At 49.4% G+C, this 15,522-nt stretch carries 11 protein-coding genes and 3 pseudogenes; 7 read left to right on the top strand and 7 right to left on the bottom strand.

Translation table 11 applies throughout. The annotated features are described in order from the left end of the window. Window positions 1-308, bottom strand: a pseudogene (locus tag RZ35_RS16570) (IS3 family transposase); the annotation flags it as partial. A gap of 137 nt (window positions 309-445) precedes the next feature. Here RZ35_RS16570 and RZ35_RS16565 point away from each other — a divergent pair. Beyond that, window positions 446-1,084 (top strand): annotated as a pseudogene (locus tag RZ35_RS16565) (conjugal transfer protein TraG N-terminal domain-containing protein); the annotation flags it as partial. On the opposite strand, the gene RZ35_RS16560 reads toward RZ35_RS16565, so the two are convergent. The 6 genes from RZ35_RS16560 to RZ35_RS18390 form a co-directional block, all read right to left on the bottom strand. Further along, a complete protein-coding gene (locus RZ35_RS16560) occupies window positions 1,079-1,783 on the bottom strand; it encodes a YgjP family zinc-dependent metalloprotease (RefSeq protein WP_200873758.1) in 705 nt (234 codons plus the stop codon). The pseudogene RZ35_RS16565 and the gene RZ35_RS16560 overlap by 6 nt on opposite strands. Further along, on the bottom strand, window positions 1,783-5,049 hold the full coding sequence (locus RZ35_RS16555) for a type I restriction endonuclease subunit R (protein WP_026744303.1): 3,267 nt from the start codon (window positions 5,047-5,049) through the stop codon (window positions 1,783-1,785). The genes RZ35_RS16560 and RZ35_RS16555 overlap by 1 nt, the downstream gene beginning before the upstream one ends. After that, window positions 5,042-6,301: a restriction endonuclease subunit S gene (locus RZ35_RS16550; RefSeq protein WP_051625608.1), complete on the bottom strand. Its 1,260-nt coding sequence runs from the start codon at window positions 6,299-6,301 to the stop codon at window positions 5,042-5,044. Before RZ35_RS16550 ends, RZ35_RS16555 begins: the two co-directional genes overlap by 8 nt. After that, window positions 6,294-8,834 (bottom strand): type I restriction-modification system subunit M, encoded by a 2,541-nt coding sequence (locus tag RZ35_RS16545; protein WP_026744302.1) that lies wholly within the window; start codon window positions 8,832-8,834, stop codon window positions 6,294-6,296. Before RZ35_RS16545 ends, RZ35_RS16550 begins: the two co-directional genes overlap by 8 nt. 87 nt (window positions 8,835-8,921) lie before the next feature. Next, window positions 8,922-9,251, bottom strand: coding sequence for a hypothetical protein (locus RZ35_RS18395; RefSeq protein ID WP_235195138.1), 330 nt, complete (start codon window positions 9,249-9,251; stop codon window positions 8,922-8,924). Between the two features lie 397 nt (window positions 9,252-9,648). Further along, window positions 9,649-9,825, bottom strand: a complete 177-nt coding sequence (locus tag RZ35_RS18390; protein WP_235195137.1) for a hypothetical protein — start codon at window positions 9,823-9,825, stop codon at window positions 9,649-9,651. 412 nt (window positions 9,826-10,237) lie between these two features. Here RZ35_RS18390 and RZ35_RS16535 point away from each other — a divergent pair, with 412 nt between their 5' ends. The 6 genes and pseudogenes from RZ35_RS16535 to RZ35_RS16510 form a co-directional block, all read left to right on the top strand. Then, complete coding sequence (locus RZ35_RS16535) at window positions 10,238-10,531, top strand: hypothetical protein (protein WP_026744301.1); 294 nt, start codon at window positions 10,238-10,240, stop codon at window positions 10,529-10,531. Between the two features lie 85 nt (window positions 10,532-10,616). Further along, complete coding sequence (locus RZ35_RS16530) at window positions 10,617-11,528, top strand: ArdC family protein (protein ID WP_036153749.1); 912 nt, start codon at window positions 10,617-10,619, stop codon at window positions 11,526-11,528. Window positions 11,529-11,770: 242 nt separating this feature from the next. After that, window positions 11,771-13,384: a MobH family relaxase gene (mobH, locus tag RZ35_RS16525; protein WP_026744299.1), complete on the top strand. Its 1,614-nt coding sequence runs from the start codon at window positions 11,771-11,773 to the stop codon at window positions 13,382-13,384. Beyond that, a pseudogene (locus RZ35_RS18540) lies at window positions 13,374-14,113 on the top strand (tyrosine-type recombinase/integrase); the annotation flags it as partial. The gene mobH and the pseudogene RZ35_RS18540, both read left to right, overlap by 11 nt. A gap of 16 nt (window positions 14,114-14,129) precedes the next feature. Next, window positions 14,130-14,657, top strand: coding sequence for a transposase (locus tag RZ35_RS16515; protein WP_081825751.1), 528 nt, complete (start codon window positions 14,130-14,132; stop codon window positions 14,655-14,657). A 26-nt stretch (window positions 14,658-14,683) separates the two neighbouring features. Continuing rightward, a partial coding sequence (locus tag RZ35_RS16510) for an IS3 family transposase (RefSeq protein WP_157755388.1) occupies window positions 14,684-15,522 on the top strand: 839 nt, incomplete at its 3' end.

Raw genomic sequence — 15,522 nt, 5'->3', positions numbered from 1 at the left:
TGACTGACTTCTTTCTGGCTTTGTCTGAGCGCGGCTTTATCATTAGGCGAAGAGACCTGCAAAAAGCCTTGTTTCCACTGACTAATCTGCTCAGGATAAATCCCTTTCTTACGGCAGTATTGCGCCAGTTCCGCTTCACTGAGTGTGGCGGTTTNGATAATCACAGCCAGCCGGGCATCGGCTGACCATTGGTCTGTGGTTTTGTCTGCACCCGGCACCGGTATTCCCTCTGCTTTCGCCTTGTTACGCCAGTTATAGAGCGTAGCTTCTGATATCCCTTCCATCTGTGCAACTGCGGTGACGGTCATGTTGTAGGGCGGCAGTAGTTTAGCCAGTGCGGCCGATTTACGTTCTGGTGAAATGTGCTTCACGATATGGTTCCATCTTGTCATTAATGTTTTCGATGGGGGTGCCATCTATCCTGACAGAGGGGGAACCGTAGAAAGTATATGAAGAGGCCGTACTGCGCTCTCTGGTCAGTGAACGCAATATGCAGGTATCGCAGAACGGGCGTGTTTATCCCGGTTATGGCGGCAATGTCGATGGCACACTCATCAATGCCGCCACACGACTGACCTCCAGCGCCGGAAATATTCTCGGTAGCATAGCCGCGTTCCCGGCATTCGACAGCGTGCGTCAGGCACTGCCGATGGTACAGGCGCTACTGCAAATGGCGCTGGTGATCTGTATTCCACTGATAACGCTATGCTCGGCGTGGGACGTGAAGGCGGTGATTACGCTGACGTTTGTGCAGTTTGCCCTGTTTTTCCTCACCTTCTGGTGGGAACTGGCACGGTGGCTCGATAGCTGGCTGCTGGATGTTCTCTACAACAGCGATACCCACAGTAGCTGGAATCTGGCCGGGATCCAGAATACGCAGGATGACGTGATTGTTAATCTGGTAATGGGATCGATGTTTCTGGTGCTGCCAACTTTCTGGCTGGGCGCGATGACGTGGGCTGGAGTGAGGGTTGGCGTGGCGGTGAATGGCGCGCTGGCGGGCGGGGTTAAGGTGCGCAGGATAGTGGGGCGAAGGGGTGGGACGGTTGGTGTGATTTCTCCCATAATTCAGATCAAACTATAGATCCAGGCTAGCGCCATGTTTACGCAGCCACTCCTTACGCTCTCGCCAGTCAGGCATGACTTTATCAACTTCATTCCAGAAAGCGTCCGTATGATTACGATGGTGAAAATGGCATAGTTCATGAACCACGATATAATCTATGATCTTCGCTGGGGCCATCATACATTTCCAGTGGAAATTCAGCGTACCGCTATGACCGCAACTGGCCCAGCGATATCCCATTTCCTTCACCCGGATCGTTTCTGCTTTCACTCCGACTTTAGGCGCAAAAAACAAAGTGCGTTCTCTGATGCGCTGCTGGCCTTTAGTTATATAAAAGTCTTCAAACGCGCCTTTCGCTGCAGCTATGCCGCCTTTTTCAATAAGCTGCCGATTAAGGCAAAATCGCCCATCTCTGAGAAGTAGCGGCAAGTGCTGATCGGAAACCAGAGATAAGCGATACATGCTTCCCAGATAGAGAAAGGTCTCGCCGTTTACCCATTCACGCGCCACCGTAGTGGCATTAAGATCTTTCCACTCCGCCAGGTTACGATAAATCCACATGCGTTTCTGAAAAACAACGGTATCCGCCTGTTCAGGGGTGAAGTGTACTGGCGGGCGAACAATGNCCTGACCGTCTCTTTCGATAACGATATCCGTTGTACGCCGGGTGGTACCTGGCGCGAGATGATAGTCGATGTCCTTCACCCGTCGGTGCATCATGGTTTTTTGCTCTCCGCTGAGTTCTGGAGTAAGGCATTATGTCGATTTTTTGCCAGCTTCATAATTTCTACCGCAATTCGTTCTCTTGCCTGTTTTAATTCAGGAACCCCGGTTAGCGTCAGAGCCGTTTTGATCTCACTACGCGTTTTCTTTTGTTTGCTGCTGTTGTGCCAGTAGTCAATGCTGCCGATGCTTTGTTGCAGAAGTTCAACAATTGCTTCCATCAGCGCTCTAATTTTGGGTTTTATTGACACGGGTATCTCGCCACCCGGGAACGCTTCATGAGCAATATGTTCATAGAACGTAGTGGCCTCCCGGCTCATCCCCTCCTCCCCATCCTGACGCCCGGTAATCGCAACGTTACGCAGTTTCTCTAACTCTTCCGCCAGCTTCTTCCATTGATCCTGATACAGGTCGATCAATTGTTCCACTTTTTCCGAAAGGCTCTTATAAAAAGCTGGATCTTCATTATGGTGAACCGTGCAATGCTTACGAATTGCATGCTCCATTTCGCTGGCTTTCGCCTCATCATTGCCGTTTGTATGCTGATTTAACTGTTCAATGAAGTTATCTGAGAGCAGTTCAACGGGAGGAACCGTAGGGTTAATCCCCAGACTGATGAGGTGCTGATTAATCAGTTCGCGTACCTTCTGGCCGGCATCTCCCAAATCCAGCGAATCGTCTTTATAACGCTCTTTCGTCACTTGCTGGATATATCCCAGACGCTTTGCCGGAATACGGTAAATCTGGCCCGCACTATGCGGCAGGATGATATCCAGACTGCTGAGGAATTTTTTCAGGTACACATCAAAATCCGCCCGTAGCTTCTCGTCTTTCAGCAAACGGACAGCATCGTTCACTACGGCAGCTTCTGCTGCTATGTTAGGTAATCGTCCCTCAAGGAAATCTTGGATGCCATTAACTTGGTGATACGAGAATAAACTCAACAAGCGCTGATAGCGCTCCTGCAGCACCGGGACCTCTGAATTGATATTTTTTAATCCTTCGGCTAGCTCTTGGTGCTCATCGCTGGCTGCATAAAGAGTTAATGCCTCGGTAAGATGGTGAGTAAGGCCGATATAATCCACAACAAAACCACGTTGTTTCCCTTTTTTCACCCGGTTTGTACGGGCAATTGCCTGTAATAACGTATGCTCGCGGATTTTTTTATCCAGGTACATGACCTGCTCAATCGGTGCATCAAAACCGGTTAATAACATGTCACAGACAACCAGGAAGGCGATTCCCGTATAAGGTTTATCAGGGTCATCAAATGCAAATGGCTTACAGAAATTTTCTACCGCATTCCAGGCGCGGGCTTGTTTACGTGTCTCGGTAATAAATGCTGCTTCGTTGGTGCCATCACTAGATATCACGACCGCGGCTTTGAGGAACTTGATCCGATTAATTAATTCGTGGTCAGGTACGTCCGCAGATTCAAGCTCGTCCACTTTCTCTTTTAATGCCTGATGGATAGCCTTCTGGTAACGGACTGCCGCCAGTTTGGAGTGACATACCACCTGAGCTTTAAAGCCATTAGGAAAAATATGCTCCAGATAGTGTTTCACCATATCGCTCGCAATAGCTGCAATACGTTGCTCTGCTTCCAGAATATCGCCTGTGGCGCCATACTTTTTCTTAATAGCGTCTAATTCGTCTTCCGTTCGGTCTTTAAAGAGATTCTCAAACTCCGTTTCAAAGCCATGTTTATCATTCAGCGCGGCATCAGCAGTCCTGCCTTCGTAAAGGATCTGCAATGTGGTGCCATCTTCAACGGCATCCATTAATTTGTACTTATCGATATATTCGCCAAAGCGTTTGACGGTACGTTTCTCACCATGGCGCTCTGTAATCAGCGGCGTTCCTGTGAAGGCAATGCGGGCCGCATTAGGGAAGGCCTCAAAAATATTACTGCCCAGATCTGAACTCTGGGTACGGTGTGCTTCATCGATCATTAATACAATTCGTGAAGAGGTATTCACAACACCAAATGTTTTGCCCGTTGGAATAGCCTGGTAGTTTCCTAGCGCTTTAGCAACGGATACGGGGAGGCTTTCCTGCGCAACCAGGAACTTATGCGCCATCACCATATTGATATCGGAAGTGTTGGTGGCTAACTCTTTTCGTAGCGTATTATTGCTTTCAATAACATTGACTCGTCCACCAATCAGTTTTGCCGTAGCGGTTAGCTGCTCCTCCAGATCGAGACGATCGTTGATCAGTATGATTTTATAATCGTGAAGATCGTTTGAAACGCGCAGCATTCGGGCAACAAAAACCATCGTCAGGCTCTTACCCGACCCCTGGGTATGCCAGACTACACCACTTTTTTCTTCCGTGGTTTTACCTTCACGTAAACGCTGTAAGATCTTATTAGCAGCGCGAAACTGCTGATAACGGCAGACAACCTTGATGCGCGGGCCAGCATCGGTATCCATAAATACAGAGCATGTCCGCAGGATGGATAACAGATTCGCTTTATTTAACATGCCATTGATTAGCTGTTGCTGTGCGTTCATATCGCTGGCAACATTGTCTTCCTGCGGCCATTGTGTCTTCCAGGGATAAAAATGCTCTTCCCCGGAAGTAATCGTGCCGTAATCCGCTTCAACGCCTGTCGTTCTGACCGAAAATAAATTACTATGGAATAAATGAGGCTCCCCCTCTTTTAACCCCTGCAGCGCTGTTGCTTTACGGTTGTTCATATAACGCTGGAGCTGAATATATGCCTCAGCCATAGGGTTAGAACAGGTTGGACCACCTTTTTTACACTCCACGACAATCAGAGGAATACCATTAATAAATAAAACAATATCGGGAATGATAAATTGTTTTACGCAGCCAGGAGTATCAATCCGGAACTGGTTTATTGCCAGAAAGTGATTATTTTCCGGATGTTCAAAATCGATTAATTTAACTATTGGGTCAGACTCACTGGTGGCATTATTAATATCCACCTGTGTTTTAAAAAGTAGCTTTTGGATCGCCTCATTAGCTTCCAGTAGAGTACGGTTGGGTTGTCGCAGGATCTGCTCTTGCAGATCCTGTAATTGCTTGTCTGTTAACCATGTTTTTCCGTCTGATCCGGCATTTAAGTGCGCTATTGCGTTAGTAAAAATCTGCGGCAGCAGCCACTGTCGGAAGCTGCTGCGCATACTTTTAGCCGGATCGGAGGGAATGTCCTGTCCCTGGTCAATAATTTCCCAGCCCAGTGATTGCAATTGCTGCAGAAAGGGCTGTTCAACTTCCGTGTATTCAGACATGGGTTATATCTCTAGTTTCCAATTTACTTAAAACAAAAATTTTACCGGTAAGTAAATCATGCATAAGACCCTTTTTTTGTTCTAATAACTTTTGAAGGTTGTACTCTTCCGAATGTATTTTTTTTGTTATCATTGAATATCTTTCGAAAATATTTTTTTGCTCTTCTTTTCCTGGAACAGGCAGTAATAATGATTTCAATGTTTTAGATTGTATTGCATCCATTATTCCACCTTGAGTTTCCTTTCTAAACCAAGACTTTACCCATGGTGCGTAATTAAGCTGCCAACAAACTAATTCTGGTATTATATACGACTCATCAAATGTCATTGTCCATAAATGTTTTGATGATAATGCTTTACCTATGTTTTGGGGTACAACTGCAGCTCGTCCTACGGTTCCCATTATTGTTATAATAACATCTCTCTCCCTGACAGAGTATTTTCTCAATTCGTTAAATTTCTTTTCAGATACAAAACGCTTATAATTATTATCAAACTTCTCAGTCTTAATGTTATCAATACCTAAAAATGGAATGCCTTCTTCCACAAGCTCAGATTTCAATAATGCACTGCCAAAAGGTCCACTCCTAAAGTTACTGTAAACCGGTGCCAGTAAGTCACCTAATTTAATAACGGACCAGTCTTTTGGAAGATTTCCTAAAGAGGTTTTTTTATATAAATCAGGATTACTCTCATATGTGGGGCGTAGTTTACCATCAGAGTCAATCCCTCGTGTTAGTAAATCATACATTAGGCCAGTTTTTATTTTATTATATTTATCAATTAACAACTTGACATTATTAATTAACCCATCAATACATTTTAAAATTTGTACAATTCTTAAAGCGACCTCTTTTTTGGGGAAATCTATCAACATGTTTCGGATATAGTCCTTACGTAGATGCCTAAGTCCACTTCCTTCAAATGCAAAATAATCGATTTCTTCAAGACGTAACTGTAATAAGTAATATAAATATTCCGTATCTAATTCACATGTTCTTGAACGGATACCCCATGTATCCGTTGAATATGAATATCCAGACTGTCCGAGATGCACAGATGCTACGCCCCCTGTACCCATAATTACAGCTGGAGCATTTTGCAGACAGACGTCTGTAGTTTTTTTCTCTGCACTAGAACAGAAAAAATCATAATATCCCATATCATTCGCAGCAGACGCAGGCAAAAATGATTTAGGCAATTCTGCAATGTGATCTTTTAACAAAACACTTTTAAAATAGCCATTATTCATAACCCAACTCCATCAAATAGCATTGTAATTGCTGCGATGAACTTTCTCTTTCAGCCTCAATTTGTTTCGTTGTTAACGCATATTTTGACCATAAGTTCTCAATTGCATGTATACATGTTCTTTGTTCCGCTCGCAGGTATCGATTATAAGTCTCCATCAGTAATTTTTTTAATCGTTCGATAATAACCACACGAGCCTCATCTTGGGAAATTTTTTCACGAGCGCTTAAAACAAGCTCATCGCGCTTACTCTCAACGCCCTTAATAACTTTCTTCAGCTCTTTAGCTTCGTCTTCTAGTACTTTATGACGCTTCAACTGTGCTTCGATTTGGGAAACCTTTTCCTGATACTCTTCAGCTCTTCCCAATCCCGGATCGCGCTTACACCGCTTAACCATGCCTTTGGCATCTTTCAGCTTCGCTTTCAGCTCTTTCACCTGTTCAGAGGTCATCACACCAGTATCATCGGTATCTTCAAAGTCCTCGTCATCCGCCGCAGCAAATAACGCCTGCAGCTCGGCTAAACGGGCCTGTGCATTAGCCTGCTCTTCCAGTACCTCAGGGAACTGGCTTTGCAGAATATCCTCGTCCGGAATCAGTTCTGCCCCCCAACCACTGGCAGCAATAGACTTGAAGTCCGCCTTCAGGTAGTTCACATAACTGGCAAAAGCACCGCGCACCTGGAAAGAAGTTAACAAGTTTTGCTGCGCAAATGCGTCATGAATGCTGTCCATCAACTGGCTGCGCATTACATAAACATTACGTGGCCGGGCCTGTTGATTGGCTGCATCAGGGGCTAACGCTTCAACAATCGGCAGATTCTGCTCCCACCACGCTTCCAGTTGCGCCATAAACTCCTGATTCGCTTGTAGTACACCTGCATGTCGGTTAACAAACTCAGCAATATCACGCTTCTCCACCAAAGACGGGGAAAAATTCATATACTCAGCATCACGGGGCGCAAAAAAATCTGCGCGTAACCCGGCATAGTTTTGCCAGAAATGGCCAAGGCTTTCGATTTCCGACAGCGGAATACCGCCGTGTAAATGCGCACGAACATCATGGGGTTCCGGCGGCGGCGCATTGTCCACGTAGCGACGAATATTACAGTTGTAATCTTCTTTGATAATCTCATCAGTTGGGACAACTCGCGCATAGCCCGGGATCGTTTTTCCCTTGCGATATGCGTTGATAATTTTATCAATATCCTCCGGACGCAGATGATTCTGTGCTTTATCTTCGCTGTATTCACGATCGGCGTTGATAAACAGGACAGACTCGCGNTTGGCTGCTCCCTCTTTATTCATCACCAGAATACAGGCAGGTATCCCCGTACCGTAGAACAGGTTGCTGGGTAAACCGATGATGGCTTCCAGATAACCATGATCGATAAAATATTTCCGTGCTTCACGTTCATCACCGCTACGGAACAACACACCATGAGGCATAACGGTCGCCATACGCCCATCATGTTTCAGCACAGACAACATATGCTGAACAAACATCAGGTCCGCTTTCTTGCCTTTCTCTGGCAGCCAAACAGCAAAACGACCAGGGTGTTTAATATCCTTCTTGATATAGTTCTGGCTGAACGGCGGGTTAGCCNCCACGCGATCAAAACGNCTTAACTCGCCCTTTTCATCCAGATGCTGTGGTTCACGCAGGGTGTCTTCCTGACGAATATCAGCATGCGAAATTCCATGTAGCAGCATGTTCATTTTGCAGATAGACCAAGTGGTGCCTATCTTTTCCTGACCGTAGAGCGCGATTTCATCCGCATCACCGCCTTTTTCTCGCAGATAGTCACGCATCTGAATCAACATGCCGCCCGAGCCAACGGTCGGGTCATAAACGCTCATGCCCTCTTCAGGATCGCAGATCTCAACACAGATCCGCACGACTTCCGCCGGGGTATAAANCTCTCCAGCCTTTTTACCTGCGGAGTCAGCAAAGAATTTAATCAACCATTCATATGCCGATCCCAACAGATCGGGGAATTCGAAGTCCTCATCTTTAAGCGGAATCTTCTCGAAGTTCAGCACAAAATCAGCCAAGGTATCATCATCCAGAGTACGCTGACCGATCTTGCGGTTGAAGTTAATGCCTTTTAGTACGTCCTGTAAAACGTCGATGTTGGCTTCTTCAATCGCTTCCAAAGCTTTATTTAGGGCGCTGCCAACCCCAACTTTCACATGTTTCAGTGCAGGCCGGATGACCGCCTTTTTCGTACCGTCGTTCTCTTCAACAATTTCTTCCCATGATTCGTTCCAGCGAGCACGCGGGGGAACATAGAAATACTTACCTGAGTAGTTATCTGGATCCTCAAGCGCCAGCTCAATGTCCAGTTCGGGCATGCCCTGGTCCTTAAACTGTCTCCTGAGTTCAGCCCGGCGCTGATCGAACAGGTCGCTGGCGCGCTTAAGGAACAACATGCCGAAAATATATTCTTTGTATTCACTGGCATCCATGCTGCCACGCAAATCATCACACGCACGGAGCAACAACGTTTCAAGCTGGGTAAGGGTTAATTTCATGTGTTTCTCAGAAAACTGCCTCATTAACTACAGTCTCACTAGGTTGTAAGCCCGAGTCTTATCAATTTATCGCGTAACTGTTATGGACTACTTATTCCACAACGATTTATGAATTTTTCCAGTCTGATGGTATTCCCCCACCAGCTCAATAAAATCTTTAAAATCCCGATTCTCTTCCACCAGACGGTTTACTGACTGCCAGTCGACACTGGTACGTTCCCGCGCCGGGATCAACGTCTGGCTGTTACTGAAGTCATGTGGATCGAGGAGGATCACACCAATACCATGCAGCGCACAGAGCATCTGCAACTCACGCTCCACACTACGCTGCTTATCTTCGTTAATTTCAGTCGCCACCAAATAGCCGAAATGCGCCCAACTGGAGTTGCTGACCGCCTGGAAGAAACATTCACGCACGTTGTTTCACCTCAAAAGACCACAGCCGTGTTAAACGACCTTCACTATGACGAACGCAGTTTTGCNCCGCCTCATCCCAGTCCTTATCCAGAGGCTCCAGTGCTACAATATCGGGGTACAGCCAATGGTTTCCCCCCAGCCCCTTGTTGTTGCTGGAACGCTTTTCGTCAATTCGGCGGCACAGTAACCCTTCTTCCTGCGAGAGGTAATCAATCAGGATCGGATACAAGGAGTGCTCAGTAAGGCTGACAGTTTCAACCGTTGGCTCGGGAGCCACATTGGCAACCTTCTGCTCCAGCGCAGATTCTCCCCAATAAAACAAGCGCGGCCTTGGCTTATCACGCGTCATCACCTGTGGACACATCGCCTTCGCTTTAACGGTCCGGCTGCCACCCACCTATGCGGTAATCTGGCTCAAAAAGTCTTCATCGCTGGTAAAACGTGGGTTTTTACTTTTTTCGGCCAGCTCGGCACTGTAATGATCAATAATTTTTTGCGCCAGTTGGCGGGCCGTGAACTGCTTACCGGGATTTGCCTGTAACACGTTAATAATCATTTGGGGACGACTGGTCATATGCCTTCCTGCGTTACAACGCACGGCTCTGCGTATCAACCGTTAAGCGATGCGTGATTTACAACTCCTGTGGATGTACACAGTTTATCTTTCAGTGTTACAGACATAAAGCATCGATTAAATCCTCAACCTGGCACTGAAGACCAGACCGGACTCCAGAGCAACAATCCCCGAACTTTCGCCCTGATAAGAGTGATGCTTGATTATTTTTTATACCGCATTAATCTGTACAAAGTTTGACCCGCAACCAGAGCCTTCAGGTTGCCACCCTACCCGGTGAGGCTCGCCTTTTCGTCCGCTCCGTATCACCCTCGCGGACAGCGCTTAGCGCCTGATACATCCTCTACCCCACCATGCAGGGAATCCCTCCCTACGGGCGGTGTTTCTCTGCTTTCATCACTGGAGAAACACGATGCCAACTTCATCTTGCCCTCAAGCAAAATCCTTATCATTGTCTGTCTCATCTGAGGCCTGGGAAAAGGTAGTCAGTTTTCCACCCGCTCCCTCTCAGGAAGATGACCACCTAGAAAATCTGATTGTCGTGACCATGCTGACATTCAAAAGCGCAGGCCCGGACCGTAAGAGCATCAATTTCGGTCTGTACTGTTTGCCTTCTGACGGCAGCAGCAATGTACCGCTGATGACTCCGCTGCGCTTAGCGCTTGAAGATAACCATCTGTTGGTTACTGCCCTTCATACCTGCTGATTACCTCAGCATCCTTCACTCCCCGAGCCGGGCGACACCCGACCGGGAGCGCTGTACCCGGCTTCTTTATCATGAGGTTACGCTTATGAACAGAAGCAACGATCTTTACCAGAAAGTCACCAATGAAATTATCGCCGCGCTGGAGAAAGGCGTGATCCCCTGGGTTCGCCCGTGGCGGGAAGGGGAACCGGTGGTGCCGATGAATGCCTTATCCGGGCGGTTTTATCATGGCATCAACATCCCTCTGCTCTGGAACAGCGCAGAACGACAGGGATATGAGAGCGATCGCTGGCTGACCTTCACACAAATTCGCAATGCGGGCGGTAACATCCGCAAAGGCGAAAAATCGACACTGGCCGTGTTCTATCTGCCCCAGCAGCGCGAGGTAGTGGACAGCAATGGGAATACGGTTCTTGATGCTGACGGCAATCCTAAAGTGACGTCTTATGCCGTGGTACGCGAGTTCCGGCTGTTCAATATTCAGCAATGTGAAGGACTGCCGGAAGCGTTTTCACAGCCTGTCGTGATGGTCGATGATCCCATCGCTGCTGCCGAGCAGGTTGCCCGTCAAAGCGCGGTGACGATCACTCACCGACGCCAGAGTCGGGCGTATTACTCGCCAGGGCGCGACTGCATCATCATGCCGCATCCTGAGCAGTTCGATTCGCGTGAGGATTACTACGGCACACTACTGCATGAACTGACGCACGCTACCGGACACGCTTCACGGCTGAACCGGGACGGTATCACCGCAGGAAATCACACCTTCGGCGATCCGGCGTACAGTTTTGAGGAACTCGTCGCCGAAATGGGCTCTGCCTTCCTGTGCGCCCATGTTGGTATTCAGGCGAAGCTACAGCATGACAGCTACATCACATCGTGGCTTAAGGTGTTGCATCAGGACAAAAAAGCGATTTTCCGTGCCAGCGGATTAGCGCGTAATGCCTGCGAATACCTGCTTGAACGGGCGCAGCAGCCGTTAGCGCTGAGCGCATGACTTTCATATTCACGGCGGAGCATCCCTGCTCCGCCGTTTTTCTTTACTCCAATAAATTTGCGCGGCCCAATAAACAATTTTGTCCCAAATCTGGCGGCACCAAAAGGCAAAATCCCAAAGGTTAAGGGGAAGAGAGTGAAGGGGTAACGGGCTTACCCGAAAAGGGGCTTCCCTTCGTCTTTCGGGTTGCAGATGCATTGGCTTTCCTGCAACACAAAATTCATTGGGTATAAAGGGCCATTATGCGGATATGGCTGACGCGCAAAAAACCAGAAACCACACCATCCGACGGCAAGCCGAGCGCCACGGAGGGATGGCTGCAACCTGAATCTTCGCAAACACTACTGGCTGTCTCATCGCGCCAGCAGCTTATCCAGTTTATTCGCCAGAGCACCGCGCTTCCTGCCTCGCTATTTGAACGCTTCTGGTTAACGCCGCTCCNCCGCTTTGCGGAACTGGCGCAGTCATTTCCCGCCTCGGAAAACCACCATCACGCTCATGCGGGCGGTCTGCTCGATCACAGCCTTGAAACCGCCTGTTATGCCGCACGGCTGCGGCAGAGTTATCTTTTTCCGCCTGATACCGCGCCGGAAGATCAGGCCGCTCAGTCCGAAAGCTGGACAACGGTCATCATCTACGCTGCGCTGCTGCACGATGTGGGCAAACTTGTCACCGATATTGAGGTGGAAGATGCCAGCGGGCAACGCTGGTTTCCATGGCATGGTCCACTGGTCCAGGCTTATCGGTTCCGCTATTTGCCGCAACGTGATTATCTGCGCCATCCGGCTGCGGCAGCCCTTCTGCTTACCCAACTTCTCCCGCCGGAAAACCTCGACTGGCTCGCCGCCGACGCCGCTGCGTTATCTACTCTGCTGCACTGCCTGAACGGGCAATATCAGTACGCCGGGCTGGCGGGTGAACTGGTGCAGAAAGCTGACCGGGCGTCGGTGGCGTTTAATCTCGGCGGCGATCCGGTTAAGGCAATTCACCGCCCGCAAGCGTCGCTGCCGCAGCAAATTATCACCGCCCTGCGCGATCTGCTGGCGCATGAGTTCCGGCTCAATAACCCGAACGGCGGCTCTGACGGCTGGCTGGCTGAAGAGGCTCTGTGGCTGGTCAGCAAGAACGCTGCCGAGGCCGTGCGTGGCTGGCTGCTGCGCCAAGGTATTGATGCCGTACCGCAGCATAACGTGCGGCTGTTCGGTGAGACGCAGACGCATCAGTTACTGATCCCGTGCGTAGACAAGGCTATATGGCATTGCCGGATTGCAGCCAACGGTGGCTGGAGCAGTGAACTCACACTATTGTGCTTCACCCCCTCGCTGATTTGGGAGGATCCACAGCAACGTCCTGCAATCTTTAGTGGAACAGTTACGCCGTTAACGGAGGCGCTAAAAGAAACAGAAGCCATAGTTTCAGGAGACGCACCTGTGGAACAATCATCCACCGAACCAGATGACACGCCACTTTCGGGCGAAGCATTCCGGCAGTGGCTGGTTGATAACTGCCGGGCGCAGCATCTGGAAATAAACGAACCCAACGCCCGGATCCACNCCGTCGCCGGGACGGCGTTTCTGGTCACTCCCGGTATTTTCAAACTCTGGCTGGACGCCTGCGGCCAGAATGTACCCGCGGAGCGCTGGCGGGAAGTACAGAAAGGATTTCAGAATCTGCACCTTCACCGAAAAAGAAAAAACGGTCTCAACATCTGGCAGTGCGCCGTTGTCGGTCCGCGCCGTAGCTCACGTCTGAAGGGATATCTTCTTGACGATCCCACGCCGCTTTTTGGAGATGACATTCCCTTCAATAACCCTCATCTCTTACTCAGTGAAGGAGAAGATGCAAATGACCTTTGAAAAACTCCTGGAAGAGTATTTTTTTGCCCGTCTGTTGCGCCCTGATACCCAGGACTGCTATCACACGGCGGTAAATCAGTTTACCCACTGGCGCAACGTCCTGCCCGCCGAAGTAACGCCTCATATGGTTCTGGAGNGGCGCAGCTATCTGTTAAATGTGCGCGGTATCAAGCCGGTGAGCTGGAATCACTCTATGCGCCATATGCGGGCACTGTATAATTTCGCGATTGAACAGGGCCCTCTGGAGCAGTTTATCAATCCGTTTCATAAAACATCGCTTCGGGAATCCCGCAAGAAAAAGAAAACCCTGTCCCGCGAGCAGATCCTCTGCCTCACGCAAAATACTGAACCATTTTATTGAACAGGAGAATACACAGCGAGGCTACCGTTCACCGTTCTATCCGGCCTGGTTCTGGCTGGCCATGGTCGAAACGTTCAACTACACCGCTATCCGTCTGAACCAGCTTATTCATCTGCGCGTCAAAGATATCGATCTGGTCTATGACACCCTGTTTATTCAGAGTGAAGGCAGTAAAAGCCATGATGAACATATTGTCCCCATCGCCTCACGGCTACGACCTTATCTGGAGCATTTACTTGCCGAGGCTGAAATGCAGGGCAGGCGAGCAGTTGTTTAATATCAACCAATTCAGTCGGCGGACGCTACGCCAGGGCAAAGTAATGACGGAAAATCAGGTCAGTTATTTCTTTGCCAAACTCAGCGATGCCCCCTCTGTCAGGATAGATGGCACCCCCATCGAAAACATTAATGACAAGATGGAACCATATCGTGAAGCACATTTCACCAGAACGTAAATCGGCCGCACTGGCTAAACTACTGCCGCCCTACAACATGNCCGTCACCGCAGTTGCACAGATGGAAGGGATATCAGAAGCTACGCTCTATAACTGGCGTAACAAGGCGAAAGCAGAGGGAATACCGGTGCCGGGTGCAGACAAAACCACAGACCAATGGTCAGCCGATGCCCGGCTGGCTGTGATTATCGAAACCGCCACACTCAGTGAAGCGGAACTGGCGCAATACTGCCGTAAGAAAGGGATTTATCCTGAGCAGATTAGTCAGTGGAAACAAGGCTTTTTGCAGGTCTCTTCGCCTAATGATAAAGCCGCGCTCAGACAAAGCCAGAAAGAAGTCAGTCAACTCAAACGCGAACTGGTTCGTAAGGAAAAAGCCCTGGCGGAGGCGGCAGCGATACTGGTGCTGCGAAAGCAGTTGCGGGACTACTACGGAATAACCGACGAGGACGACTGACATCAGGTGCGGAACGGCAGACGCTGATGGGATATGTGCGCAACGCGATGGCGTCAGGCGCCCGGTTAGCGGTGTCGCTCACGGAAGCCGGGTTAAGTGAACGGACGTGGCGACGCTGGCAAAGTTCGATGGAGGACAAGCGTGCCAGAGCGGTCAGGCCCTCCCCGTCGAACCGGTTAAGCGCGCAAGAAGAGCAACAGATACTGGCAGTGTGCCACCGTCACAAATCGTACCGGCGTTGGCCGATAAGGGGATTTATCTGGCGAGTGAGTCAACCTTTTACCGGGTGCTACGTCGTCATGGAGGAAGGACATCGGCGTGGACGGCAACGTGCGGCACAGAAAATCACGCCGGCCACGACCTGGCAGGCCAGCGGCCCGAATCAGGTGTGGACGTGGGACATCACATGGATGCCGTCAACCGTGAAGGGTCGCTGGTTTTACCTGTATCTGGTGGAAGACCTCTACAGCCGAAAAATCGTGGGATATGAAGTGAATGAAACAGAAAGTGGCGAGCAGGCAGCCGCCCTGATAGAGCGCACGGTACGTCGGGAAGGATGCTGGCAATACCCGCCGGTACTGCATGCGGACAATGGGGCGGCGATGAAGNCGCAGACGTTGCAGATGAAGCTGCATGAGTTGGCAATAACGCCGTCTCACAGCCGGCCAGGGGTCAGTAACGACAACGCGTATGTGGAGTCGTTGTTCAGGACGCTGAAATATGTGCCGCAGTGGCCGTCATCGGGGTTCGACAAGTTAGAGGATACGCGCGAATGGGTAGAGAGTTTTACCCGGTGGTATAACGAAACGCATCGACATAGCGGCATCAGGTACGTAACGCCAGGCCAACGGCACCGGGGCGAAGA

Source organism: Lonsdalea quercina subsp. quercina (genome assembly GCF_000688655.1).
Lineage (GTDB): Bacteria > Pseudomonadota > Gammaproteobacteria > Enterobacterales > Enterobacteriaceae > Lonsdalea > Lonsdalea quercina.
This window is presented reverse-complemented; position numbering and strand designations above follow the sequence as displayed.

Coding starts and splice junctions, on each gene's coding strand:
- RZ35_RS16555 (WP_026744303.1), bottom strand. CDS start 5,049: ATGTCTGAATACACGGAAGTTGAACAGCCCTTTCTGCAGCAATTGCAA.
- RZ35_RS16550 (WP_051625608.1), bottom strand. CDS start 6,301: ATGAATAATGGCTATTTTAAAAGTGTTTTGTTAAAAGATCACATTGCA.
- RZ35_RS18390 (WP_235195137.1), bottom strand. CDS start 9,825: ATGACCAGTCGTCCCCAAATGATTATTAACGTGTTACAGGCAAATCCC.
- RZ35_RS16535 (WP_026744301.1), top strand. CDS start 10,238: ATGCCAACTTCATCTTGCCCTCAAGCAAAATCCTTATCATTGTCTGTC.
- RZ35_RS16530 (WP_036153749.1), top strand. CDS start 10,617: ATGAACAGAAGCAACGATCTTTACCAGAAAGTCACCAATGAAATTATC.